Genomic DNA, 24082 nt, shown 5'->3' with positions numbered 1-24082 from the left:
GCGCAACAGGGTGGCACACGCGTGCGGCGAACGCCGCCTCGGTCAGCTCTTCTTGGCGGCCGAGGACGACGGGGAGGCAGTGCCCGAAGGGGACTTGGCCGACGAATCGGACGACGGCTTCGACGACGCCTTCGACGAGGCCTTGGAGGACGGCTTCGAGGACGGGGCGGACGGGGAGGCCGGCGCCTTCGTGGACGAACCCGCCCCGGAACCACGGCCGTTGGCCGCCGAAACGGAACCGACCGCCTCCCTCGCCGCCTTCTCCGCGGACTTGGCCAGCGCGTCCGCGTCCGGGGTCTTCTCACCCGCGAGACCGGCACCGTTGTAGTCGAGCGTGACGACGACGTTCTCGACCCGGGCGACGACCGTCTGCTGCTTGAAGGCGCCCTCCTTCTTCTTCAGGTCGTAACGCACCAGCGTCGCCTCGTCGCCCGTCCCGGAGAACTGCTGCGCCTTGATGCTCTTCGCGCCGTCCACACCCTGCGCGTCGGAGACCTGCTGGGCGAAGTACGCGTGCGCCTGCTTGTTGCCGGTGCCCCGGGAGGCGTCCGACTCGAAACGCAGCAGGGAGACGTTGAGCCAGCGGAACTGCGAGCCCTTGACGCCGTTGTTGTCCAGGCTGCTCCAGGAGCAGGAGGAACGGTTCACGGTGTCGTCGCTGCTGCCGGACTTGCCGGACTTGGCGGCCTTCGGCACCAGGTCGCCCAGGGTGCCCTTCGACAGCACGCCGCACGGCTGCGGGAGCTTGCCGTACGCGGCCGGCTCCACGGTCGGGGTGGCGCTCGCCGACGGAGCCTGGCTGCCGGTGCCCGCGCTCTGCGTGGCGGCGGATCCGGCCGTGTCCTTGGAGTCCCCGGAGTCGGAGGAGCAGGCCGCGGTGATCAGTACCGCGGGGACGGCCGCCGCGCACACCAAGGCGCGGCGGAGGCTCTTGGCTCGCCGGTCGGGCTGGGCACGGTCGTCTCGCTGGGCTGCTCGCTGCATGGTTCCTTCACTCGTGACGCTCGGTGTTCGTGCGGGTTCCTGCGGGGCCACCGTACGCGGTGAAGGAGTCGTGCGGTTTCGGTTCGAACACTTCGCGGACCGCGCCGGAGGGGGCCCGCTGCGCGGTCATCCGTCGAGCGTGTCCGCCAGTTGAGAGGCCAGATTCTGGGCCCTGTCCTGCATTTCCTTGCTGTCGGGGACCGTTCCCGTGGCCATCGGGGTCTCCACGTACTCCAGCGTCACGACGACGTTCGACGTGCGGAACACCACAGTCACGGTCCGCTGTTCGGCCGCCGAACCCGAGGTGCTCGGCTTGTCGTCCAGATACGCCTGGTCGCCGAGGTCGGTCAGGACGCGCGACTGCAGCTCGGCCTGCGAGGTGCCGGAGGAGGTGTCCGAGGGGGTGCCGGGGGAGGGGCTGCCGCTGCCGGTGCCCGAGCCCGAAGGGGCGGGCGCGGACGGGGACGCCGCCCCGCCGCCCGCGCCGGACCGCGAGGGGGTGGGGGTGGGGGTGGCCGTGACCGACGACACGGAGGTGGAACCCGACGCGGGGAGGTCGGCCGCCGTCTCCATCTGCGTGAACAGCTTCTGCGCCTGGTCGTCGTCGCTGACCGCGTTGTCGTACGACACCACGCGCTCGAAGTCGACCGACAGGCGGTCGGTGGCCGCCGCGGACTCGACCTTCCAGTGGCAGCCCACCTTGCGGTCGGTGTCGTAGGTCAGGGCGGCCTCGCCCTGGTAGGCGCGGTCGCGCTGCTGCGGGTCGGTGATCTGCCGGATGCCCGGGAGCAGGGAGTCGAGGGCGCTGTGCCCGACCGCGCCGCAGGGCTCGGGGAGGGTGCGGTACTTGCCGGGCTGGGCCGCGACGGTGGTCGTGCCGGTGTCGCCGGGGTTGGCGTCGTCCGTCCGGCTGCCGCCGTCGGAACCGCTCGTGCAGCCGGCCAGCAGCGCCGCGAGAAGGGCGGCGGTGCCGGTTGCGTAGGCCTTCCGGTGCACGGTCGGGCTCCTCTCGAGGATTGCGATCCGGCGGTGGGCGACCGACGGTGGTGATCGCGTGATGCTCCAGTGTCCCCGCTGGTTATTCGCTTGCCGCAGCGGGGCGCCCCCTGGAGACAATGTCTATCGCACGCACTGCCGTGGCCGCCGGTCCTCTGTCCTTTTTCATCGACCTTGGCGCCGCTTTTGCGTTATGCCGCTTTTCTTCTACTTGATCGCCGTTCCGGGGGGAATGAGGAAGACATGTCGTACGTGGAGATGCCGGGCGCCAAGGTGCCGATCCGCCTGTGGACCGACCCGGCCACGGTCGAGGACGTCGCGCTGCGCCAGCTCCAGAACGTCGCCACGCTGCCGTGGATCAAGGGGCTGGCCGTCATGCCGGACGTCCACTACGGCAAGGGCGCGACGGTGGGCTCGGTCATCGCGATGCGGGGCGCCGTCTGCCCGGCGGCGGTGGGCGTGGACATCGGCTGCGGCATGTCGGCGGTGAGGACGTCCCTGACGGCCAACGACCTGCCGGGCGACCTGTCCCGCCTGCGCTCGAAGGTCGAGCAGGCGATCCCGGTCGGCCGCGGGATGCACGACGACCCCGTGTCGCCGGGTGAGTTCCACGGGCTCGCCACGTCCGGCTGGGACGGCTTCTGGGACCGCTTCGACGGCGTCGCCGAAGCGGTCAAGTTCCGCGAGGAACGGGCCCACAAGCAGATGGGAACGCTCGGATCGGGCAATCATTTTGTAGAGATCTGCACGGATACGACCGGATCTGTCTGGCTGATGCTGCATTCCGGCTCCCGGAACATCGGCAAGGAGCTGGCCGAGCATCACATCGGTGTGGCCCAGAAGCTCCCGCACAACCAGGGCCTGGTCGACCGCGACCTCGCGGTGTTCATCGCGGACACCCCGCAGATGGCGGCCTACCGCAACGACCTGTTCTGGGCGCAGGAGTACGCGAAGTACAACCGGACGCTGATGATGGCGCTCCTGAAGGACGTCGTCCGCAAGGAGTTCAAGAAGGCGAAGGTCACCTTCGAGCCGGAGATCTCCTGCCACCACAACTACGTGGCGGAGGAGCGGTACGAGGGCATGGACCTGCTGGTGACCCGCAAGGGCGCGATCCGCGCCGGGTCCGGGGAGTACGGCATCATCCCCGGCTCGATGGGGACGGGGTCCTACATCGTGAAGGGCCTCGGCAACGAGATGGCCTTCAACTCGGCCTCGCACGGCGCCGGCCGGCGCATGAGCCGCAACGCCGCCAAGCGGCGCTTCTCGACCAGGGACCTGGAGGAGCAGACGCGGGGCGTGGAGTGCCGCAAGGACTCCGGAGTCGTGGACGAGATCCCCGGCGCCTACAAGTCGATCGACCAGGTCATCGACCAGCAGAAGGACCTCGTCGAGGTCGTGGCCAAGCTGAAGCAGGTCGTCTGCGTGAAGGGCTGACGCGAAGGCCCCCGGTCGTCCGCCGGGGGCCTTCGCGCCGCTGTCAGCGGACCGCGGGCGTCACAGTTCGCGGTGGACCTTGGTGTTGGAGGCCTGGGCGCGGGGGCGGAGGACGAGGAGGTCGACGTTGACGTGGCTGGGGCGGGTGACCGCCCAGGTGATGGTCTCGGCGACGTCGTCCGCGGTGAGGGGCTCGGCCACGCCCGCGTAGACCTTGGCGGCCTTCTCCGTGTCGCCGCCGAAGCGGGTCAGCGCGAACTCGTCGGTCTTGACCATGCCGGGCGCGATCTCGATGACGCGGACCGGCTTGCCGACGATCTCCAGGCGCAGGGTCTCGGCGAGGACGTGCTCGCCGTGCTTGGCGGCCACGTAGCCGCCGCCGCCCTCGTAGGTGCCGTGGCCGGCGGTCGAGGAGACGATCACGATCGTGCCGTCGCCGCTCGCCTCCAGCCTGGGGAGCAGGGCCTGGGTGACGTTCAGGGTGCCGAGGACGTTCGTCTCGTACATCGTGCGCCACTCGGCCGGGTCGCCGGTGGCGACCGGGTCGGCGCCCAGGGCTCCGCCGGCGTTGTTGACCAGAACGCCGATGGTGGTGAAGGCGGTGGCGAACTCGTCGACCGCGGCGCGGTCCGTCACGTCGAGCGGGTAGGCCGTGGCCGAGTGGCCCGCCGCGGTGATCTCCTCCGCGAGCGCCTCGATGCGGTCCTTGCGGCGGGCGGTGAGGACGACGCGGTAGCCGGCGGCGGCGAGCTGCCGGGCCGTCGCGGCGCCGATGCCGCTGCTCGCACCCGTGACGACGGCGATACGGGAGGCGGCGGACGGGGCGGCGGGGGCCATGGGGTGCTCCTGGAGTGGGGCGGTGACGGGCTGCGTCCAGCGTAGGCGAGCGTCAGCCGCCGTTCCTCGGTGCCCACATGATCACGGCCATTCCGGCGAGGCAGATCAGGGCTCCGGAGATGTCCCAGCGGTCGGGGCGGTAGCCGTCGGCGACGACGCCCCACAGGATCGAGCCGGCCACGAAGATCCCGCCGTAGGCGGCCAGGATGCGGCCGAAGTGGGCGTCCGGCTGGAAGGTGGCGACGAAGCCGTACGCGCCGAGGGCGAGGACCCCGCCGGTGATCCACAGCCAGCCGCGGTGTTCCCGCAGGCCCTGCCAGACCAGCCACGCCCCGCCGATCTCGAAGAGGGCGGCGACGACGAACAGGGCGGCGGAGCGGAGGATCAGCGGCATGCGGGCAGCTTCGCACGTGGCGGCGGGGCCGCCGGGGGTGTCACCTTGTTGGAGGGGTCCTGCCGGGCGGCTCGCGTGGCATACATCCGTATGGGCTCGGGGTCCGAAACGGAAGCGGAAGCGGAAGCGGGGTGCGGTGCGGTGAGCGGTGTGGTGAGTGGTGTGCGGATCGTGCGGATGAGGGCCTGGGCGCTGCTGGGCGTGTGCGGTGCGGCGGTGCTGGGCACGGGCGGTACGGCGTGGGCCCATGGGGGGCCGCAGGCCGACCTGGCCTTCCACGGGACGGCGGTGATGAGCGACGGGCAGGTGGACGTCCGGCTCACCCCGCGCAACAACGGTCCTTCGGCGGTGCCGGACGCGAGTGTGCTGCTGCGCTGGTCGGCGCCGCTGGCCGAGCGGCAGCAGCTGCCGGAGGGCTGTGCGCGCACGGACGAGCGGACCGTGGTGTGCGGGACCGGGGCGATGGCCGTCGGCGAGGTGGGGGAGCAGATCCGGGTGTCGGTGGCGCTGGAGCAGCGGCCGTCGGAGGTGACGCTGGAGGTGGACACCGCCTGGAACGGTGGCGTGGTGGACCCGGACCGCGCGAACGACACGATGCGGGTGCTGGTCCTGGACACGGGGGACACGTACGCGTTCTGACCTCGTGCGCGTGCGGACCTCGTAGGCGCGCCGGCCTCGTGCGCGGGGGGACCTCGTAGGCGTGCCGGCCTCGTGTGCGTTCCGGCCTTGTGCGCGTACTGACCTCGTACGCCTTCTGAGCTGCGCTTTTCCGTTGGGCCTCGTTCTTCTCGCCGCCCTCGGCGGGCCGCTGTCCCGGCGGTCCGGCGGGGGCGGGGAACAACCCTGACCGGGTGACCGTTGAACCCTTATAGTTGAACGGTCAACAACCTGGAGGGTGAGTGTCCATGCAGTTCGGGATCTTCACGGTCGGCGATGTGACGCCGGACCCCACCACGGGGCGCGCGCCGACCGAGCACGAGCGGATCAAGGCCATGGTCGCCATCGCGCTCAAGGCCGAGGAGGTCGGGCTCGACGTGTTCGCCACCGGCGAGCACCACAACCCGCCGTTCGTGCCGTCCTCGCCGACGACCATGCTCGGCCACATAGCCGCCCGCACCGAGCGGCTGATCCTCTCCACCTCGACCACGCTGATCACCACGAACGACCCGGTGAAGATCGCCGAGGACTTCGCGATGCTCCAGCATCTGTCCGACGGCCGGACGGACCTCATGATGGGCCGCGGCAACACCGGCCCGGTCTACCCCTGGTTCGGCCAGGACATCCGCCAGGGCATCAACCTCGCCGTCGAGAACTACGCCCTGCTGCACCGGCTGTGGCGCGAGGACGTCGTCGACTGGGAGGGGAAGTTCCGCACCCCGCTGCAGGGCTTCACCTCGACGCCCCGGCCGCTGGACGGCGTGCCGCCGTTCGTCTGGCACGGCTCGATCCGCTCGCCGGAGATCGCCGAGCAGGCGGCGTACTACGGCGACGGCTTCTTCCACAACAACATCTTCTGGCCCGCGAGCCACACCAAGCGGATGGTCGAGCTGTACCGGAAGCGGTACGCCCACTACGGCCACGGCACGCCCGAGCAGGCCATCGTGGGCCTGGGCGGCCAGGTGTTCATGCGGCGCAGCTCCCAGGACGCGGTGCGCGAGTTCCGCCCCTACTTCGACAACGCCCCCGTGTACGGCCACGGGCCCTCGCTGGAGGAGTTCACCGAGCAGACCCCGCTGACGGTCGGCTCGCCGCAGCAGGTGATCGAGAAGACGCTGTCCTTCCGGGAGTACGCCGGCGACTACCAGCGCCAGCTGTTCCTCATGGACCACGCGGGGCTGCCGCTGAAGACCGTGCTGGAGCAGCTCGACCTGCTCGGCGAGGAGGTCGTACCGGTGCTGCGGAAGGAGTTCGCGAACCTGCGCCCGGCCGGGGTGCCCGAGGCGCCCACGCACGCGTCGCTGAAGGCCGGCCGGGACGGGTTGCCGCTGTGACGGTGAGAGGCCGGTAAAAAGGGTGATCGTAGGCCCACCGGTCCCGGCGGAAGGGCCGGGGGCCTTGGCAGACTGGGAAGGTGCCCCAGACTGTGCTGCTCGCCGAAGACGACCGTGCCATCCGCCATGCCCTGGAGCGGGCGCTGACGCTGGAGGGCTACGCGGTGACTGCGGTCGCCGACGGCGTCGAGGCGCTCGCGCAGGCCCACCGGACCCCGCCGGACGTCCTGGTGCTGGATGTGATGATGCCGGGCATCGACGGGCTCCAGGTCTGCCGGGTGCTGCGCGCCGAGGGCGACAGCACCCCGATCCTCATGCTCACCGCCCTGGTGGAGACCGCCGACCGCATCGCGGGCCTGGACGCGGGCGCCGACGACTACGTGGTCAAGCCGTTCGACGTCGAGGAGGTCTTCGCCCGGCTGCGGGCCCTGCTGCGCCGTTCCTCTCCCGCGCCGGCCGGTGCCGCGGGCGGCACGGGCGCCGCCCCGGCCCCGGAGCGGTCCGCGGACGGCGGACGGGAGGCGCCCGTCCTGTCCGGCAGGGTGATCGAGGCCGCCGGCGTCCGCATGGACCTCCAGGCCCGCCGGGCCTGGCGCGGGCGGCGGGAGCTGGAGCTGACCCGCACCGAGTTCGAGCTGCTGGAACTGCTGGCGCGCAACGCCGGGATCGTCCTCGACCACTCCACGATCTACGACCGCATCTGGGGCTACGACTTCGGTCCCGGCTCCAAGAACCTCGCCGTCTACGTCGGCTATCTGCGCCGCAAGCTGGACGAGCCCGGCGCCGCGCAGCTGATTCACACCGTGCGCGGCGTGGGTTACGTGCTGCGGGAGGGCTGAGTGCGCCTCCGCGGGCGGCGGCCGGCCGCCTCCCGCCCCGAGCTGGTCCCGGGGCGGCGGCCGGCCGGGTCCCGCTCCAAGCTGGTCTCGCTGCGCACCACCTTCGCGGTGTCCTTCGCGGCGGTGACGGCCGCCGTCACGATCCTGGTCGGCATCCTGTCGTACGGTTCCGCGGCCCGGCTGGTCCGGGTCGACCAGCAGACGGTGTTCTCCCAGGTCGTGCAGGACGTGCGGGACGAGGTGCGGCAGCACGAGATGTCCCCGGACGACTTCTCCTCCTCCCGGCCCGGCCACGACCTGGTCCGGCCCGCGCGCACCGATGTGCAGGTGCTCGGCGCGCGCGGGGAGATCGCCGACCACGGCAGTCCCGCGCTGCCGGTGACCGCCCGCGACCGGGCGGCGGCCGTCGCCGGACGGGCCGGTGAGGTGGTCGAGCACAAGGACGTCCGGGTCGGCGAGGACCTGTTCCGGATCGCCACCGTCTCGCTCGGCTCCGGCAGGGGCGCGGTGCAGGTGGCGCAGGAGTTCAGCGACACGGAGGACCTGCTGCGGACCCTTCAGCAGCGGACGCTGATCCTCATGGCGGCCGTCGTGGTCGCGGCGGGGCTGTTCGGCTGGTGGCTGGCCCGGCGGATCACCCGGCGTCTCGTCGTCCTCACCGACGCCGCGGAGGACGTGGCCCGGACCCGCCGGCTCGGCATCCAGGTGCCCGTCGCCGGGCTGGACGAGGTCGGGCGCCTCGGCCGCGCCTTCGACCGGATGCTGGGCCGGCTCGCGCAGTCGGAGGAGGACCAGCGGCGGCTGGTGCAGGACGCGGGGCACGAGCTGCGGACGCCGCTGACCTCCCTGCGGACGAACATCTCCCTGCTCAGGCGCATCGACGAGCTGCCGCCCGGCACCCGTGAGGAACTCGTCGCCGACCTCGGCCAGGAGGCCCGCGAGCTGACCGACCTGGTCAACGAGCTGGTCGACCTCGCCGCCGGGCAGTCCGACACCGAGCCGCCGCAGCGGGTGGACCTCGCCGACATCGCCGAGGACGTGGTGGGGCTGGCCAGACGGCGTACCGGGCGCGAGATCGTGCTGCGGGTCAGCGGCGACACCAGCACCGACGGGCGGCCGGGGATGCTCCAGCGGGCCCTGTCCAACCTCGTCGAGAACGCGGCGAAGTTCGACCGCGGGGACAACGGTCCGATCGAGGTCAGTATCAGCGGCCAGACGCGCGCGGGGACCGTGCGGGTCGAGGTGCTCGACCGCGGGCCCGGGATCGCCGAGGGCGACCTCCTGCGCATCTTCGACCGCTTCTACCGGGCCGCCGACGCGCGGTCCCTGCCGGGGTCCGGGCTCGGTCTCTCCATCGTGCGCGAGGTCGCCATGGCGCACGGGGGAGCGCCCTTCGCCTACCGGCGCGAGGGCGGCGGGGCCGTCATCGGGTTCACGGTCGACGGCGGCTGAGGCGCTCCGGGGCGGTCGGGGCCCACGGCGGACGGCGGCTGGCGCTCCCGGGCGGTCGCGGTCCACGGCCGACGGCTGCTGAGGCGCTCACCCGGGTTCCGGGCCGCCGCGGACGCGGCGGGGTCCACCGTGCCCCGGTGGACCCCGGCCCTCACCGCTGCGCGTCCGGGGTGTCCGGCTGCGACGGGCGCCTGCGGCGGGTGAAGGGCGGCAGGGCCGGCGGGGTCAGGAACCCCTCCGCCCGCGCGCTCGCCAGGCCGATGCGGGGGATGTCGCTGCTCTTGGCGAAGAGCAGGAAGCGGGGCTCCCAGACGGGCCGGTACTTGGCGTTGGCGCGGTAGAGGGACTCGATCTGCCACCAGCGGGAGAAGAAGGTGAGGACCGAGCGCCACAGGCGCAGGACGGGGCCCGCGCCGAGCCGGGAGCCGCGTTCGAAGACCGAGCGGAACATCGCGAAGTTCAGCGAGACCCGGCGTACGTCCAGCTCCTCCGCGCGCAGCAGGAGTTCGACGACCATGTACTCCATCAGGCCGTTCTCGCAGGCGCGGTCGCGGCGCATGAGGTCCAGGGAGAGACCGTGCTCGCCCCAGGGGACGAAGCTGAGCAGCGCGCGGGGGACACCCTCGGCGTCCCGGCACTCCAGCATCACGCAGCGGCCGTCGGCCGGGTCGCCCAGGCGCCCCAGGGCCATGGAGAAGCCGCGCTCGGTGGCGCCGTCGCGCCAGTGGTCGGCGCGGTCGATCAGCAGCGCCGTCTCGTCGTCGGGGATGTCCTCGTGGCGGCGGATGCGGACGGTGTAGCCGGCCCGGCGGACGCGGTTGTGGGCCTGGCGGACCACCCGCATCGCCCGGCCGTCCAGGGTGAAGTCGGCGAGTTCGACGATCGCCTCGTCGCCCAGTTCGAGGGCGTCCATACCGTGCCGGGCGTAGACCGTGCCGGCCTCCTCGCTCGCGCCCATCACGGCGGGCGTCCAGGCGTGCCGGCGGGCCTCGGCGAGCCAGGCGTCGATGGCGCCGGGCCACGCCTCGGGGTCGCCGATCGGGTCGCCGGAGGCCAGGCTCACCCCGCTGACGACGCGGTAGGTGAGGGCCGCCTTGCCGCTGGGCGAGAAGATGACGGCCTTGTCGCGGCGCAGGGCGAAGTACCCGAGGGAGTCGCGTTCGCCGTGCTTGTCGAGGAGTGCGCGCAGCCTGTCCTCGTCGTCCTCGCCGAGCAGGGACTCGCCGCGCGGGGCGCGGAAGCAGGCGTAGAGGACCAGCAGGAACGTGGCGGCGATCAGGACGTTGACGATCACGTCCGTCCAGCGGGGGGCGTGCACGGCCTGGACCCGGTCGGCGAGCGGGCCGACGCTGATGCCGCGCAGCAGGGTGTAGGCGATCTCGTCCCGGAGGGTGGCGCCGGACAGCTTGTTCGTCACATGGACGAGCAGGGTGCCGAGCGAGGCGCTGACCAGCGCGCCGCCCGCGCCCACGGCGAGCGCGAGGCGCGGGTTGGAGCGGTCGCCGATGGCGTCGAACTCGCGCCGGCCGAGCAGCAGGGCGGCCACGAACAGGCCGGTGAGGCCGGCGGAGACCCAGTTGAAGGGGTGCTCGCGGTAGGGGGCCTGGGTGAGCGCGAAGACGTAGAGGCAGAACAGCGGGCCGGCGAGGATCAGGTTGAAGACCCAGGCGGCGCGCTTGCGGCGGCGCATCACCACGGCCAGGAAGAGCGCGAGCGCCGCCGAGAGCAGGCCCGCGGTGGCCAGGTACGGGGTGAAGAACTCGCCCGCGTTGTGCTCGTGGACCTCTTCGCGGAACGGCAGCGACAGGACCGCGACGATGTTGAGCACGGCCATCAGCCGCAGGTACTGGACGGTGGCGCGGGCCGCGCGCCGGCGCAGCCGGCCGGTGCCCGTCGGGGGGATGAACAGACGGAGAAGAGGCTTGCGTGGGGCGCGATCCTGTGGGGAGATCAGGGTCGACTGTCGAGCGGACATGGTGACATGCACCTTGGTGACGGGGACGGGGCACGCTGACCCTACAGCTCGTAGGGTAACTCGGGTACGGCTGTGCGGCCATCCGTTCCGCCGCGTCTCACCCGGAGCGTTCGGTGCCGGTTCCGGTCCCGCCGGCGCAGGTGTCGCGCCGGGCCGCCGCCAGCGTCCAGGCCAGATTGCCCGCCGCCGCGCCCGCCGCCACCGCCGCGACGATCACCCCGCCGGTGGCCAGGCCGTCGCTGAACAGGTGCGGGCGCTGGTCGAGGCTGTGCAGCCCGAACCCGCACAGTTCGTACACCCCGACGGCCGCGACGGCGAGGCTGACGACCAGCAGGGTCAGGGTGGGAGCGAGCCCGCGTACGTCGTCCTCGGTCGCCGCCGCCGTGCGTGACTCCACCGGTTCCCCTTCCGTCCGCCCGCCTGTGCGCGCTTCCGTGTCCTGCATCTGTACCCCGATGAACTGGCTTGTGGCCGTGGGTCGTTGGGACACTACAATACGTAGGGTCGGGCTAGGGTCGATGCCATGCGGATCTTTCTCAGTGTCGATATGGAGGGCGTCACCGGACTGGTGGACGCCGAGGACGTCCAGCCGGGCGGCCGGGACTACGAGCGCGGCCGCTCCATGATGGCCGAGGATGTGAACGCGGCCGTGCGGGGCGCGCTGGCGGCCGGCGCGACCGAGGTCCTCGTCAACGACGCCCACGGCCCGATGCGCAACCTGATACCCGAGGACCTGCACCCCGCGGCCCGCCTGGTGCGCGGCCGGCCCAAGCCGATGGGCATGCTCGACGGACTCACCGGCGACCACGACGCCGCCCTGTGCGTCGGCTACCACTCCCGCGCCGGTGTCCTCGGCGTGCTCAGCCACAGCTTCATGGGGCACGAGATCGAGGACATCTGGCTGGACGGCCGCCCCGTCGGGGAGATCGGTCTCGCCCACGCCACCGCCGCGGCCCTCGGCGTCCCCCTGGTGGCCCTCACGGGTGACGACGCGGCGTGCGCGGAGATGACGGACTGGGATCCGGCGGTCGTCACCGTGCCGGTGAAGTACGCCCGCGACCGCTTCGCCGCACGGCTGCGCCCCGTGGGCGAGGCGCGCGAGGCCATCGAGGAGGGCGTCCGCCGGGCCCTGACCCCGGCCCCGGCGCGCCCGGCCCCCGCCGCCGGCGAGGCCACCCTCGCCGTGCGCTGGCAGTCCGCCTCGGTCGCCTCGCTCCTGCTGGGCATCCCGGGCGTCACCGCCGACGACAGCAGGACGGTGCGGGCGAGCGGCCCGCTCCCCGCGCTGTACCGGCTGTTCGGGGTGTGGATGCGGGTGGCGTCCTCGGTGACCGGCCAGGCGCCGTACTGCTGAGCGGGCCGCCGGGCGCGGGCGGCGCGCCGCCCCCGGTCAGTGGCGCAGGGCCGTGACCACGTTCGCGCGGACGTCGCCGTCCAGCTTGCGGTGGCTGCGGGCGGTGGCCTCGCCGGAGCCGCCGGCGGACACGTCCTGGACCGTCACCACGACGACGTCCAGCAGATGCCCGCCGCCGTCCTTGTAGTCGACCTGTACGACGAAGGACTTGGCCGAGCCTGCGGTGTTCCGCGCGGTCACCGGGACGGAGGCCCGGCCGCCGTCGTCGGTGACGGGCCCGAGGCTCACGTCGTCCCTGGCGTCGACCCCGTTCTTCACGTCACCGAGCCGGCGTCCGGCCTCCGCCGTGGCCGAGGCCAGCGCCTCGGAGGCCTGGGACGCGAGGGACGAGGCGGCGGACGCGGCAGCCGAGGCCGCCTTGCTCGCGGCGCCGGACGGGGTGCCGGAACCGTCGGAGCATCCGGTCGCCGCGACCGCGAGGGCCGCCGTCAGCAGAGCCGCGCCCGTCGCGCTCCGCGCTCCTCGCGCACAGTGCCGTGTCATCCGTCGCCTCCGCTGTCGTACCCGATCACCGCCCTCCCAGTGAAGGGGCACCGGCCGCGGCCCGCACGCCAGGTGGGGCAGCCGGGGCCGTCGGGCGCCCGAACGGCCGACTGCCGCTCGCGGGGACGGCCGCCGCGGGATCTGCTGCTGCCAGAGGCGCCGTCGCGCGGGCACCGGCGTGGCGGCGGCGCATGAGCGGCGGAAGGGCACACGGCCATGGCACAGCGGGAACCGACCGGCGAGGACGGGCACGGGGCCGCGGACGGGCACGGGGCCGCGGGTGGGAGCGGGCACGGGGCCAGGGAGGGGAACTCCGGCAGGGATGCCGGCGGAGGCGTGGCCGGGGAGGGGAACTCCGGCCGGGGTGCCGAAGGAGGCGTGGGCGGGGACGGGGCCGCCGGTGGAGAGAGGGCCACCGGCGGGGACCGGGCGGAACTGGCCCGGCTTCGCGCGCGGGTCGCCGCCCTGGAGTCGGGACGGGGAGGGGGCCGGCCCAGGGAACACCACCGGCTGCGCTCCGCGCTCGCCGCCGTGCTCCTCGTCCTCGGCTGCCTCCTCGCGCCGCTCGCCGTCCTCGCGACCTGGACCTCCGGCCTGGTGGACGACACCGACAGCTACGTCGCCACCGTCGCCCCGCTGTCCGCCGACCCCGCCGTCCAGAACGCCGTCGCCGACCGGGCCACCGACGCCGTCATGGACCACCTGGACCTCGCGTCCCTCCTGAAGGACGTCGCCCCCAAGGACCGGCCCCTGGTCGAGAAGCTGCTGGGCGGGATCGGCGGCTCGCTCGACGGGGCGGTCCGCAGCTTCGTGCACGACAAGGCGCGGGCGGTCGTCGCCTCCGACGCGTTCGCCACGATCTGGCGCGACGCCAACCGCCGCGTCCACGCCACCCTGGACAAGGCGCTGACCGGGAAGGGCGGCGGTGCCGTCGAGCTGAAGGGCGACGCGGTCACCATCGACCTGGCCCCGGTGATCGCGCAGGTCAAGGACCGCCTGGTCGACTCCGGGCTGACCATCGCCAAGGACGTGCCCGATGTGCACACCCAGTTCACCGTCGTCCGCTCCGACCAGATCGGCAAGGTGCGGACGTACCTGCGGCTGCTGGAACTGGCGGGCACGTGGCTGCCGGTGCTCGCCTTCCTGCTGCTCGCCGGCGGCATCCTGGCGGCCGTCCGGCGCCGCCGCGCGCTGGCCGCCGCCGCGCTGGGGGTCGCCGTCACGGTCCTCGCCCTCGGCATCGGGCTCACCGTCTTCCGGGCCGTCTACCTGGACAGACTGCCCGCCGGGGTGTCACGCCCCGCCGCGGCGGCCGTCTACGACACCCTCGTCCGCTATCTGCGTACGGCGGTCCGCGCGCTGGTCGCCCTCGGCGTGACCGTGGCCGTCGCCGCCTGGCTGACCGGACCCGGACGCCACGCGAGCGCCGTCCGGCAGGTCTGGCACACGGGCCTCGCCGCGGCGCGCACCCGCACGGACCGCCTCGGCCTGCGCACCGGCCCGGTCGGGCCGTTCGCGCGGCGCCACCGGGTCTGGATCGGCTGGCTCCTGGCCGCCGGGGCCGTCGTCGCCTACATCCTGTGGAGCAACCCGACCGGCTGGGTCGTGGTCGGCCTCGCCCTCGCCCTCCTGTTCGCCCTCACGGTCGTCGAGTTCCTCGCGGCGGGCGAGGACGGACCGCCGGCGGGGGAGCCGGGGAGGGCCGCCGGGGGCGCCACGGGCGCGGGGCGGTGAGAACCGGCGCGATGACGGCGCGGTGGCGTCCGGCGCGGTGATGTCCGGCACGGTGGCGTCCGGTGCGGTGGCGTCCGGTGCGGTGGCGTCCGGCGCGGCGTGGCGGACAGAAAAGGGCGAGGCCCGAAGACCCCGCCCACAGCTCCCGGAAGCCCCCGGCTCAGGGCCACACCAGGCAGTACGGCTGATGCCCCGCCTCGTGCAGGCGGTGGCTGAAGTCCTGCCACTCGTGCAGCAGTTGGTAGACGTTGAAGGCGTCGCGGGGGCCACCGCGGTCCGGGACCGTGGACCAGATGAAGGCGGCCGCGCCCACCGCCTCCTCGCCGATGTCGCGCAGCGGGTCGACGACGGTCATGGGGAGCTTGACGACCGCGTAGTCGGGGTGGAGGACGACCAGTTCCAGCGGCGGGACCTTGTGCAGGGGCACGCCCTCTATACCGGTGAGGACCATCGCGGCCATCGTCTCCGGCTTGATCTTGGTGAACATGCCGTTCATGCCCAGCTCGTCACCGCCGAGCTCCTCGGGGCGCATGGAGATAGGGACCCGGGCCGCGGTCGCGCCGTCCGGCGCGCCGAAGTATTTGTAGGTCACCCCCACCCGACCACCATTCCTGCTCTCCGCCCGGAGGCGGTCGGCCCCGTCGTCGAGCCGGCGGTCGGCCGGTCGGTCCGTCTGCTGGTCCGGATGCCGGTCGGTCTGCCGGTCGTACCGCTCGGGATCGCTCGGTACACCCTGTGCCTGACGTGCTTCGGCCTGACGCGCTTCGGCCGCCTCTTCCATTTCGCGCCGGTGCCTTCCCCGCCGGGCACGCCGAGGACCCAGGTCGTCAGTCCCCTCGCCCAGTCCGCCACCGCGATGCATATCTCCACCCGACTGCTTTTCTAGGACGCGTGGCCCCCGCCGCGCAACCCGATCATCGTGTCAGTGACCTCCCCCACGGCCGCCCGCCGAAACGTGCGGTGAATCATCCGATCCGCGGGATCCCCCTCTCCCCGATCAGTACGTACCGCAGGAGCTGTGCGTATCAGGTGTCAGTCTCGCAGATGGCGGACGACCGCCCCGGAGGCCGAGCCAGGAAGGCCGGAACAAGGGGGTCGGCCGGTACGGCGCGGACGCGGGTCACGTTGCGTGACCGCATGTGTGCCGGGGTGTGTGCCGGGGCGCGTGCCGGGCACGTGGTTGTCCGGGCGGCGACCCGCTCCGCCTACCCTGAGGAGGTCACCACGCAACCGGAGTCCGAGATGCCGGAGAAGTCGCACGCCATGAGCGCCCTGAGCGAAACGCCCTATCCCTACGACGCGCCGGTTTCCCAGGCGCTCTTCGACCGTGCCTCCGTCGTCACGCCGGGCGGGGTGAACTCCCCGGTGCGCGCCTTCCGCGCGGTCGGCGGCACGCCCCGGTTCATGGTCTCCGGCAAGGGGCCGTACCTGACCGACGCCGACGGACGCGAGTACGTCGACCTGGTGTGCTCCTGGGGTCCGATGATCCTCGGGCACTCGCAGCCCGAGGTCATCGCCGCCGTCCAGGAGGCCGTCTCGCGCGGCACGTCCTTCGGCACCCCCGGCGAGGGCGAGGTCGCCCTCGCCGAGGAGATCGTCGCCCGGATCGAGCCGGTGGAGCAGGTGCGGCTGGTCAGCAGCGGCACCGAGGCGACCATGTCGGCCATCCGGCTCGCCCGCGGCTTCACCCGCCGCTCCAAGGTGATCAAGTTCGCCGGCTGCTACCACGGCCACGTCGACAGCCTCCTGGCCGCCGCCGGTTCCGGCGTCGCGACCTTCGCGCTGCCGGACACCCCGGGCGTCACCGGCGCCCAGGCCGGCGACACGATCGTGCTGCCGTACAACGACCTCGAAGCCGTGCACGAGGCCTTCCACCGGCACCCCGGCGAGATCGCCTGCGTCATCACCGAGGCCGCGCCCGGCAACATGGGCGTCGTGCCCCCGGACCCCGGCTTCAACCAGGGGCTGAAGGACGCCTGCGGCAAGAACGGCGCGCTGTTCATCTCCGACGAGGTCATGACCGGCTTCCGCACGAGCCGTTCCGGCTGGTACGGCGTCGACGGGGTCAGGCCCGACCTGATGACCTTCGGCAAGGTCATGGGCGGCGGCTTCCCCGCGGCCGCGTTCGGTGGCCGTGCCGACGTCATGGCGCACCTCGCGCCCGCCGGTCCGGTCTACCAGGCCGGCACCCTGTCCGGTAACCCCGTCGCCACCGCCGCCGGCCTCGCCCAGCTGCGCCTGCTCGACGACGCGGCCTACGGCACGGTGGACGCGGTCTCCACGCAGATCCAGGGCCTGGTCACCGAGGCGCTGAGCAAGGAGGGCGTGGCGCACCGGCTGCAGAACGCGTCCAACATGTTCTCGGTGTTCTTCACCGACCGGCAGGTGCGCACCTACGAGGACGCCAAGCGGCAGGAAGCCTTCCGCTTCACCGCGTTCTTCCACTCGCTGCTGTCGAACGGCGTCTACCTGCCGCCGTCGGCCTTCGAGTCCTGGTTCGTGTCCACGGCCCACGACGAGCGGGCCATCCAGATCATCGCCGACGCCCTTCCGGCGGCGGCCCGGGCCGCTGCGGAGGCGACCGCGTGAGCAACAGCGTCAGCGACAAGGCCGGTGCGGGCGACATCACCGTCGTCCACCTCATGCGGCACGGCGAGGTCCACAACCCCGAGGGCGTCCTGTACGGGCGGCTGCCCGGCTACCACCTGTCCGAGCTGGGCCGGAAGATGGCCGACCGGGTCGCGGAGCACCTCGCCCCGCGCGACATCACCCACGTCGTCGCCTCGCCGCTGGAGCGCGCGCAGGAGACGGCCACCCCGATCGCCAAGGCGCACGGGCTCGACCTCGCCACCGACGCGCGCCTGCTGGAGGCGGAGAACGTCTTCCAGGGCAAGACCTTCGGGGTCGGGGACGGCGCGCTGCGCAACCCGGACAACTGGAAGCACCTGGTCAACCCGTTCAAGCCGTCCTGGGGCGAGCCGTACATCGACCAGGTGGTCCGGATGATGGGCGCGCTGAACGCGGCCAAGGACGCCGCGCGCGGCCACGAGGCGGTGCTGGTCAGCCATCAGCTGCCGATCTGGATCGTGCGGTCGTACGTCGAGAAGCGGCGGCTGTGGCACGACCCGCGCAAGCGGCAGTGCACGCTCGCCTCGCTGACCTCGTTCACGTACCAGGGCGACCGGATCGTGTCGGTCGGCTACAGCGAGCCCGCCATCGACCTGGTGCCCGCGCATCTGCGCGCCGGCGCCAAGCCGCAGCCGGGCAAGGGCAAGGCCTTCGGCGCCTGACGGCCGTTGCGACCGGGCGTCCGGACCGGGCGCCCGGACCGGGCCGCAGGCGTGGACCGGGTGCCTGAGCAGGCCTTCCGGACCGGCCGCCGGTGACGTGTCCCACCTGGCTCATCGGGTACCCCGGTGGAACCTTACGATCCGTCATGTCATCTGATGGAGTGACGAGCAGACGGCGTGACGGATCGGGGAACCATGCACACCTTCTCCCGGCGGGGACTTCTCGGCCTCGGCGCGGGCGCGGCGGCGGCCGCCGGACTGGCCGGATGCGGCACCCGGACGGCGGCCGGCGGCGGCCATGGAACCGGATCGGGACGGCACTCCGCCGCGAGCGGCCACGGGAAGGGCGCCAAGGGCAGCCCGAAGCCGGCGGCGCGACTCATCGGTGACGGTTCGACCTCGTTCACCGGCGCCCAGCCGCACCAGCCCGCCAGGCCCGAGCCGCTGGAGCCGGGGCAGACCCCGCCGCAGTTCGTGATCTTCTCCTGGGACGGGGCCGGCGAGGTCGGCAACGGCCTCTTCCCGCGCTTCCTGGACCTGGCCAAGGAGCACGGCGCGAGCATGACCTTCTTCCTCTCGGGCCTCTATCTCCTGCCCGAGTCGAAGAAGCGCCTCTACGACCCGCCGAACAACCCGCGCGGCGCCTCCGACATCGGCTACCTCACCGACGCCCACGTCAAGGCGACCCTCGGCAACGTGCACCGCGCGTGGCTGGAGGGGCACGAGATCGGCACCCACTTCAACGGGCACTTCTGCGGCGGCTACGGCACCGTCGGCAACTGGACCCCGCGGCAGTGGAAGAGCGAGATCGAGCAGGCCAAGCGGTTCGTGAAGGAGTGGCGGACCAACACCGGCTGGACCGACCTGCCCCCGCTGCCGTTCGACTACGACAAGGAGCTGACCGGCGGCCGCACGCCCTGTCTGCTGGGCCAGGACAACCTGCTGCCCACCGCCCGCGAGCTGGGCTGGCGCTACGACGCCTCCTCGCCCGGCGGCCGGCAGGTGTGGCCGGGCAAGCGGCACGGCGTCTGGGACCTGCCCCTTCAGCAGATACCTTTCCCCGGACACTCCTTCGAGGTCCTGTCGATGGACTACAACATGCTCGCCAACCAGTCGGTGAACTCCACCCGGGCGCCCGCCTACAACTACCCGGGCTGGCGGCGGCAGGCCGCGCAGGCCTACATATCGGGATTCCAGCGGGCATACGAGACGAACCGGGCGCCGTTCTTCATAGGCAACCACTTCGAGCAGTGGAACGGCGGCATCTACATGGACGCCGTCGAGCAGGCCTTCAAGCACATCGCGCGGGAGAAGGAGAAGGGCGGGGACGTGCGCCTCGTCTCCTTCCGGCAGTTCGTGGACTGGATGGACGTGCAGCGGCCCGAGGTGCTGGCCGGGCTGCGCGGGCTGGACGTCGGGCAGCGGCCGGCCGGCGGCTGGAAGGGCTTCATCGAGGGGGCCGGGGCGAGTGGCGGCGCCAAGTCGGGAGCCTCGCGCGGCGCGTGAGGAATTGCCCGGAATGTCTCGTGTAAATACGACCTGAAATGCGGTTTTCCGCCCGGCAGGGGGGCGCGCGAGAGCGCCGGAACCGACATGCGAAACTTTTCACATGAGTACCCGTAGCCGCGCCGTCCTGCTCGGTGCCGTGGCCGCCGTCGCGGCCCTGACCCTGTCCGCGTGCGGCAACGGCGGTACCTCCGGCGGTGGCGGCAACACGAACTTCGTGACCGGCCACAACGGCGTCGACACCGCCCCGCGCGGCAAGCGGGCCGCGGCCCCCGACCTGTCGGGCCGGACCATCGACGGCAAGAACCTGGACGTCGCCGACTACAAGGGCAAGGTCGTCGTCGTCAACGTCTGGGGTTCGTGGTGCAGCCCGTGCCGCGAGGAGGCCCAGTACTTCGCCAAGGTCGCCAAGGCCTACCAGGGCAAGGGCGTGCAGTTCGTCGGCATCAACACCCGCGACACCAGCACCACCCCCGCGGTTGCCTTCGAGAAGGAACACGGGATCACCTACCCGAGCCTGTACGACCCGACGGGCAAGCTGATGCTCCGCTTCAAGAAGGGCACGCTCAACCCGCAGCTGATCCCCTCCACGCTGATCATCGACAAGGACGGGAAGGTCGCGGCCCGGGCGCTGGAGGCGCTCGACGACACCGGGCTGACGAAGATGCTCGCCCCGGTCCTCGCGGAGAAGTGACGTGAGCGCGCTCCTCACGCTCGCCGCCCAGACGGGGTCCAACCAGACCGTCCTCAACGGCGCCCTGCTGGTCGCCCTGCCCGTGGCGCTGCTCGGCGGTCTGGTCTCCTTCTTCTCCCCGTGCGTGCTCCCGCTGGTGCCCGGTTACCTCTCCTACGTCACCGGGGTCGCCGGCACCGACCTGGCCGAGGCCCGCCGGGGCCGGATGGTGGCCGGCGCCTCCCTGTTCGTGCTCGGCTTCAGCGCGGTGTTCATCTCCAGCGGGGCCCTGTTCGGCTTCGCCGGCTCGAACCTCCAGGAGTACAAGGGCACGCTGTCCAAGGTGCTCGGCGTGCTCATGGTCGTCCTGGGCGTCTTCTTCATGGGACTGATGCCCTGGCTCACCCAGCGCGAGTTCCGCTTCCACCGGCGGCCGACCACCGGCCTGGTGGGCGCCCCCCTGCTCGGCGCCCTGTTCGGCGTCGGCTGGACGCCCTGCCTCGGCCCGACCCTCGCCTCGGTGAACTTCCTGTCCTGGCACGAGTCGAGCGCGGGGCGCGGGGCTCTGCTGATGGCCGCCTACTGCGTGGGACTCGGCGTGCCCTTCGTCCTCGCGGCCGTGGCCTTCCGCAAGGCCCTCGGCGCCTTCGGCTGGGTCAAGCGCCACTATGTCTGGGTGATGCGCATCGGCGGCACGATGATGATCGTGACCGGTGTGCTGCTGCTGACCGGGGCCTGGGACCGCCTGGTGCAGGAGATGCAGACCTGGTCCGACGGCTTCACTGTGGGGATCTGACCGATGAGCAAGACCACTACCGACACCTCCCCCGGCGGAGAGGGCCAGGAGACGGACGGGCTGGCCGCGGCCGGCTCCCAGCTCTCCACCGCCCCGCAGGAAGACACGGTGACCCTGCCCTCGCTGGGCGTCATCGGCTGGATCCGCTGGTTCTGGCGGCAGCTGACCTCGATGCGGGTCGCCCTGCTGCTGCTCCTGCTGCTCTCGCTCGGCGCGATCCCGGGCTCGCTGATCCCGCAGACCGGCGCCGACATCAGCAAGGTCGACGACTTCCGCAAGGCGCACACCACGCTCGCGCCGCTCTACGACAAGCTCGGGCTGTTCCACGTCTACAGCTCGGTGTGGTTCTCCGCGATCTACATCCTGCTGTTCGTCTCCCTGATCGGCTGCATCGTCCCGCGCACCTGGCAGTTCGTCGGCCAGCTGCGCGGCCGTCCGCCGGGCGCGCCCAGGCGGCTGACCCGGCTGCCCGCGTACACCACCTGGCGCACGCAGGCCGATCCCGAGCAGGTCCGCGAGGCCGCGCTCGCGCTGCTGAAGAAGCGGCGCTTCCGCGCCCACCTCGCCGGTGACGCCGTCGCCGCCGAGAAGGGCTACCTGCGCGAGCTGGGCAACCTGGCCTTCCACATCGCGCTGATCGTGCTGCTGATCGCCTTCGCCTCCGGCCAGATGTTCAAGTCGGACGGCACCAAGCTGGTCGTCGAGGGCGACGGGTTCTCGAACTCGCTCCTGCAGTACGACGACTTCAAGTCCGGCAGCCTGTTCCGCAACGACGACCTGGTGCCGTTCAGCTTCGACCTGAAGGACTTCCGGGCCACCTACGAGGTGAACGGCCCCAACAAGGGCACGCCGCGCACCTTCGAGGCGAAGATCCGCTACAGCCAGGGCGCGTTCGGCAAGGAGCGGCCGACCACCGTCAAGGTGAACCAGCCGCTGAAGATTGACGACGCCAAGGTCTACCTCGTCAGCCACGGCTACGCCCCGGTCATCACCGTCCGCGACGGCAAGGGCAAGGTCGTCTACCGCGACGCCGTGCCGCTGCTGCCGCTCGACGGCAACGAGACCTCCAACGGCGTGGTCAAGGTGATGGACGGCTACCGCAGCCCGCAGGGCGTGAAGGAGCAGCTCGGCTTCCAGGCCTTCTTCGTGCCGACCTTCGACCCGGGCGCCGGCACCATGCTGTCCCGGTTCCCCGGGCTGGTGAACCCGCTGCTCGCGGTGAACGCCTACCACGGCAGCCTGGGCGTCAACTCGGGCATCCCGCAGAGCGTGTACCAGCTCGACAAGACCCACATGAAGGCCTACAAGGACGCCAAGGGCCAGCTGTTCAAGCAGCTGCTCAAGCCGGGCGACACCATGACGCTGCCGAACGGCGCCGGCTCGCTCACCTTCGAGAAGAGCATCAAGGAATGGGCCGGCTTCGAGGTCGTCCAGGAGCCGGGCACCGGCTGGGCGCTCGGCGGCGCCATCACCGCGATCTTCGGCCTGGCGGGCTCCCTGTTCATCCAGCGCCGCCGCGTGTGGGTGCGGGCGGAGCGCGGTGCCGACGGCGTCACGGTGGTCGAGATGGCCGGACTCGGCCGCAGCGAGTCCGCCAAGGTGCCCGAGGAACTGGGCGACCTCGCCGGACTGCTCTACGACCAGGCGCCGGGGGCGGCCGACCCCGACGACGATCCTTCCCCCACCCCCGACACCGACGTCGTACCTGCCGAAGGGGCTGAGAAATGACTCTCGCCGCCGCCACCAACGAACACCTCGCGAGCATCAGCAACACGCTGATCTACTCGTCGATGGCCGTCTACACCCTCGCCTTCTTCGCCTACATCGCCGAATGGCTGTTCGGCAGCCGCAGCAAGGTGGCCCGTACGGCCGCCGCGCTGACGGCGGACACCGGTGCCGCGAAGGCCCCCGCGGTCACCGTGCGCGGTGCCGGTGGCACCGCCGTGCTGGAGCGGCCGCAGGTCGTGGTCAGGTCCGCGTCCGGCGCCCGTGACGTGCCGGACGGCCCCGGCGCGCACGGCGGCGACGCGCAGGGCGACATGTACGGCCGGATCGCCGTGTCCCTCACCGTGCTGGCGTTCCTGGTGGAGCTGGTCGGCGTGGCCGCCCGCGCGGCCTCCGTGCAGCGTGCCCCGTGGGGCAACATGTACGAGTTCAACATCACCTTCTCCACCGTCGCGGTCGGCGTGTACCTCGGACTGCTGGCGCTGAGGAAGAACGTGCGCTGGCTCGGCCTGTTCCTGATCACCACGGTCCTGCTGGACCTCGGCCTCGCGGTCACCGTGCTCTACACGGCCAGCGACCAGCTGGTCCCGGCCCTGCACTCGTACTGGCTGTACATCCACGTCTCCACCGCGATCTTCTGCGGCGCGGTGTTCTACGTCGGCGCGGTCGCCACGATCCTGTACCTGTTCAAGGACTCGTACGAGAACAAGCTCCAGTCCGGCGGCCGGCCCGGCACCTTCGCCACCTCGGTGCTGGAGCGGCTGCCCGCCTCCGCCTCCCTGGACAAGTTCGCCTACCGCGTCAACGCGGCCGTCTTCCCGCTGTGGACGTTCACGATCATCGCGGGCGCGATCTGGGCGGGCGACGCCTGGGGCCGGTACTGGAACTGGGACCCGAAGGAGACCTGGTCGTTCATCACCTGGGTCGCCTACGCCTGCTACCTGCACGCCCGTGCCACGGCCGGCTGGAAGGGCCGCAAGGCCGCCTACCTGGCGATGATCGCCTTCGGCTGCTGGCTGTTCAACTACTACGGCGTGAACATCTTCGTCACCGGCAAGCACTCCTACGCGGGCGTCTGAGCGCCCGTTCGGAGACACTGGTGCCATGAGCGGTTCCATCGAACAGGGCACCAGTCAGAGCCACGGGAACACGCGCATACTCCACTTCCTGGTGCGGCTCCCGAGGCCCATGGAAGCTGTCTGGCCGGCGGTGGCCACCCCCGAGGGACTCGCGGGGTGGTGCACCGCCGTCGACGTTCTCGAACCCCGGCTGGACGGCGAGGTCGCCCTGCGCGGCCTGGGCCCGGGGCGGGTCACGGCGTGGGACGTGGACCGGGTCGCGGAGTACACGCTGGAGGACGGCGGCCGGGTCAGGTTCCATCTGGAGCGGGACGGCGACGACGGGAGCGCGCTGCGCTTCACCCACGAGTTCCGGGGCGGCCGCGGCGAGGAGGGCTCCTGGGCGTCGGAGTCCGGCTGGCGCGGCAGGTTCGAACATCTGATCGACATCATGGCGGCGTCGCCGGAGGGCTCCCGCTGACCGGGAGCTCCCTCTCA

General features: G+C 72.1%; 23 protein-coding genes. 15 read left to right on the top strand and 8 right to left on the bottom strand.

All coding sequences use genetic code 11. The annotated features are described in order from the left end of the window. Nucleotides 1-42 precede the first annotated feature (42 nt). On the bottom strand, nt 43-984 hold the full coding sequence (locus ACIPRD_RS05205; RefSeq protein WP_356401142.1) for a DUF3558 domain-containing protein: 942 nt from the start codon (nt 982-984) through the stop codon (nt 43-45). Between the two features lie 126 nt (nt 985-1110). Continuing rightward, on the bottom strand, nt 1111-1980 hold the full coding sequence (locus ACIPRD_RS05200; protein WP_401559920.1) for a DUF3558 domain-containing protein: 870 nt from the start codon (nt 1978-1980) through the stop codon (nt 1111-1113). Between the two features lie 243 nt (nt 1981-2223). On the opposite strand from ACIPRD_RS05200, the gene ACIPRD_RS05195 reads away from it, so the two are divergent. Further along, on the top strand, nt 2224-3417 hold the full coding sequence (locus tag ACIPRD_RS05195; protein ID WP_401559918.1) for an RtcB family protein: 1194 nt from the start codon (nt 2224-2226) through the stop codon (nt 3415-3417). A gap of 60 nt (nt 3418-3477) precedes the next feature. Here ACIPRD_RS05195 and ACIPRD_RS05190 read toward each other — a convergent pair whose 3' ends face one another. Further along, nucleotides 3478-4254, bottom strand: a complete 777-nt coding sequence (locus tag ACIPRD_RS05190) for an SDR family NAD(P)-dependent oxidoreductase (RefSeq protein ID WP_356401136.1) — start codon at nt 4252-4254, stop codon at nt 3478-3480. A gap of 52 nt (nt 4255-4306) precedes the next feature. Next, the gene (locus ACIPRD_RS05185) at nt 4307-4648 is read right to left on the bottom strand and encodes a YnfA family protein (protein WP_356401134.1); all 342 of its coding nucleotides are present in this window, start codon (nt 4646-4648) and stop codon (nt 4307-4309) included. Nucleotides 4649-4789: 141 nt separating this feature from the next. Between ACIPRD_RS05185 and ACIPRD_RS05180 the strand changes: the two genes are divergently transcribed. From ACIPRD_RS05180 to ACIPRD_RS05165, 4 genes are all read left to right on the top strand, one after another. After that, entirely contained in the window at nt 4790-5287 is a 498-nt protein-coding gene (locus ACIPRD_RS05180; RefSeq protein ID WP_356401132.1) for a hypothetical protein, read from the top strand. Between the two features lie 266 nt (nt 5288-5553). Next, nucleotides 5554-6639: an LLM class flavin-dependent oxidoreductase gene (locus tag ACIPRD_RS05175; RefSeq protein WP_401559915.1), complete on the top strand. Its 1086-nt coding sequence runs from the start codon at nt 5554-5556 to the stop codon at nt 6637-6639. 80 nt (nt 6640-6719) lie between these two features. Next, on the top strand, nt 6720-7478 hold the full coding sequence (locus ACIPRD_RS05170; protein WP_356401128.1) for a response regulator transcription factor: 759 nt from the start codon (nt 6720-6722) through the stop codon (nt 7476-7478). A 42-nt stretch (nt 7479-7520) separates the two neighbouring features. Further along, nucleotides 7521-8930 carry a HAMP domain-containing sensor histidine kinase gene (locus ACIPRD_RS05165; protein ID WP_356401240.1) on the top strand — a complete coding sequence of 470 codons (1410 nt, stop codon included), beginning with the start codon at nt 7521-7523 and terminating at the stop codon, nt 8928-8930. A 151-nt stretch (nt 8931-9081) separates the two neighbouring features. Here ACIPRD_RS05165 and ACIPRD_RS05160 read toward each other — a convergent pair whose 3' ends face one another. Continuing rightward, nucleotides 9082-10905 carry a phosphatidylglycerol lysyltransferase domain-containing protein gene (locus ACIPRD_RS05160; protein ID WP_401559913.1) on the bottom strand — a complete coding sequence of 608 codons (1824 nt, stop codon included), beginning with the start codon at nt 10903-10905 and terminating at the stop codon, nt 9082-9084. 97 nt (nt 10906-11002) lie between these two features. After that, entirely contained in the window at nt 11003-11302 is a 300-nt protein-coding gene (locus ACIPRD_RS05155; protein WP_401559910.1) for a hypothetical protein, read from the bottom strand. Nucleotides 11303-11428: 126 nt separating this feature from the next. Between ACIPRD_RS05155 and ACIPRD_RS05150 the strand changes: the two genes are divergently transcribed. Then, on the top strand, nt 11429-12259 hold the full coding sequence (locus ACIPRD_RS05150) for a M55 family metallopeptidase (protein ID WP_356401121.1): 831 nt from the start codon (nt 11429-11431) through the stop codon (nt 12257-12259). Between the two features lie 36 nt (nt 12260-12295). On the opposite strand, the gene ACIPRD_RS05145 is transcribed toward ACIPRD_RS05150, so the two are convergent. Beyond that, entirely contained in the window at nt 12296-12802 is a 507-nt protein-coding gene (locus ACIPRD_RS05145; RefSeq protein WP_401559907.1) for a hypothetical protein, read from the bottom strand. Nucleotides 12803-13180: 378 nt separating this feature from the next. Between ACIPRD_RS05145 and ACIPRD_RS05140 the strand changes: the two genes are divergently transcribed. Then, nucleotides 13181-14536: a hypothetical protein gene (locus tag ACIPRD_RS05140; RefSeq protein ID WP_401559904.1), complete on the top strand. Its 1356-nt coding sequence runs from the start codon at nt 13181-13183 to the stop codon at nt 14534-14536. Nucleotides 14537-14696: 160 nt separating this feature from the next. Here the strand turns inward: ACIPRD_RS05140 and ACIPRD_RS05135 are convergent, their stop codons facing one another. Continuing rightward, complete coding sequence (locus tag ACIPRD_RS05135; protein ID WP_356401116.1) at nt 14697-15398, bottom strand: hypothetical protein; 702 nt, start codon at nt 15396-15398, stop codon at nt 14697-14699. A 410-nt stretch (nt 15399-15808) separates the two neighbouring features. On the opposite strand from ACIPRD_RS05135, the gene hemL reads away from it, so the two are divergent. From hemL to ACIPRD_RS05095, 8 genes are all read left to right on the top strand, one after another. Then, nucleotides 15809-17125, top strand: coding sequence for a glutamate-1-semialdehyde 2,1-aminomutase (gene hemL / locus ACIPRD_RS05130; RefSeq protein ID WP_356401238.1), 1317 nt, complete (start codon nt 15809-15811; stop codon nt 17123-17125). 53 nt (nt 17126-17178) lie between these two features. Next, the gene (locus ACIPRD_RS05125) at nt 17179-17826 is read left to right on the top strand and encodes a histidine phosphatase family protein (RefSeq protein WP_356401236.1); all 648 of its coding nucleotides are present in this window, start codon (nt 17179-17181) and stop codon (nt 17824-17826) included. A 195-nt stretch (nt 17827-18021) separates the two neighbouring features. Next, complete coding sequence (locus tag ACIPRD_RS05120) at nt 18022-19332, top strand: hypothetical protein (RefSeq protein ID WP_356401114.1); 1311 nt, start codon at nt 18022-18024, stop codon at nt 19330-19332. 103 nt (nt 19333-19435) lie between these two features. Beyond that, entirely contained in the window at nt 19436-20026 is a 591-nt protein-coding gene (locus ACIPRD_RS05115; RefSeq protein ID WP_356401112.1) for a TlpA disulfide reductase family protein, read from the top strand. A 1-nt stretch (nt 20027) separates the two neighbouring features. Beyond that, complete coding sequence (locus ACIPRD_RS05110; RefSeq protein ID WP_356401110.1) at nt 20028-20801, top strand: cytochrome c biogenesis protein CcdA; 774 nt, start codon at nt 20028-20030, stop codon at nt 20799-20801. A 3-nt stretch (nt 20802-20804) separates the two neighbouring features. Then, nucleotides 20805-22529, top strand: coding sequence for a cytochrome c biogenesis protein ResB (locus ACIPRD_RS05105; protein WP_356401108.1), 1725 nt, complete (start codon nt 20805-20807; stop codon nt 22527-22529). After that, complete coding sequence (gene ccsB / locus ACIPRD_RS05100; RefSeq protein WP_356401106.1) at nt 22526-23605, top strand: c-type cytochrome biogenesis protein CcsB; 1080 nt, start codon at nt 22526-22528, stop codon at nt 23603-23605. The genes ACIPRD_RS05105 and ccsB overlap by 4 nt, the downstream gene beginning before the upstream one ends. 25 nt (nt 23606-23630) lie before the next feature. Continuing rightward, entirely contained in the window at nt 23631-24065 is a 435-nt protein-coding gene (locus ACIPRD_RS05095) for a hypothetical protein (protein WP_356401104.1), read from the top strand. Nucleotides 24066-24082 lie beyond the last annotated feature (17 nt).

The organism is Streptomyces sp. NPDC090108, from assembly GCF_044747185.1.
In the GTDB taxonomy this organism is placed as follows: domain Bacteria; phylum Actinomycetota; class Actinomycetes; order Streptomycetales; family Streptomycetaceae; genus Streptomyces.
Note: the sequence above shows the minus strand (reverse complement) of the source record. Positions and strands in the feature narration are given on the sequence as shown.

What these genes read in the sequence shown, in the direction of transcription:
- ACIPRD_RS05205 (WP_356401142.1), bottom strand. Translation starts at nt 984, where the DNA reads ATGCAGCGAGCAGCCCAGCGAGACGACCGTGCCCAGCCCGACCGGCGA.
- ACIPRD_RS05195 (WP_401559918.1), top strand. Translation starts at nt 2,224, where the DNA reads ATGTCGTACGTGGAGATGCCGGGCGCCAAGGTGCCGATCCGCCTGTGG.
- ACIPRD_RS05190 (WP_356401136.1), bottom strand. Translation starts at nt 4,254, where the DNA reads ATGGCCCCCGCCGCCCCGTCCGCCGCCTCCCGTATCGCCGTCGTCACG.
- ACIPRD_RS05185 (WP_356401134.1), bottom strand. Translation starts at nt 4,648, where the DNA reads ATGCCGCTGATCCTCCGCTCCGCCGCCCTGTTCGTCGTCGCCGCCCTC.
- ACIPRD_RS05175 (WP_401559915.1), top strand. Translation starts at nt 5,554, where the DNA reads ATGCAGTTCGGGATCTTCACGGTCGGCGATGTGACGCCGGACCCCACC.
- ACIPRD_RS05160 (WP_401559913.1), bottom strand. Translation starts at nt 10,905, where the DNA reads ATGTCCGCTCGACAGTCGACCCTGATCTCCCCACAGGATCGCGCCCCA.
- ACIPRD_RS05150 (WP_356401121.1), top strand. Translation starts at nt 11,429, where the DNA reads ATGCGGATCTTTCTCAGTGTCGATATGGAGGGCGTCACCGGACTGGTG.
- ACIPRD_RS05145 (WP_401559907.1), bottom strand. Translation starts at nt 12,802, where the DNA reads ATGACACGGCACTGTGCGCGAGGAGCGCGGAGCGCGACGGGCGCGGCT.
- ACIPRD_RS05135 (WP_356401116.1), bottom strand. Translation starts at nt 15,398, where the DNA reads ATGCATCGCGGTGGCGGACTGGGCGAGGGGACTGACGACCTGGGTCCT.
- ACIPRD_RS05125 (WP_356401236.1), top strand. Translation starts at nt 17,179, where the DNA reads ATGCGGCACGGCGAGGTCCACAACCCCGAGGGCGTCCTGTACGGGCGG.
- ACIPRD_RS05120 (WP_356401114.1), top strand. Translation starts at nt 18,022, where the DNA reads ATGCACACCTTCTCCCGGCGGGGACTTCTCGGCCTCGGCGCGGGCGCG.
- ACIPRD_RS05115 (WP_356401112.1), top strand. Translation starts at nt 19,436, where the DNA reads ATGAGTACCCGTAGCCGCGCCGTCCTGCTCGGTGCCGTGGCCGCCGTC.
- ACIPRD_RS05105 (WP_356401108.1), top strand. Translation starts at nt 20,805, where the DNA reads ATGAGCAAGACCACTACCGACACCTCCCCCGGCGGAGAGGGCCAGGAG.
- ccsB (WP_356401106.1), top strand. Translation starts at nt 22,526, where the DNA reads ATGACTCTCGCCGCCGCCACCAACGAACACCTCGCGAGCATCAGCAAC.
- ACIPRD_RS05095 (WP_356401104.1), top strand. Translation starts at nt 23,631, where the DNA reads ATGAGCGGTTCCATCGAACAGGGCACCAGTCAGAGCCACGGGAACACG.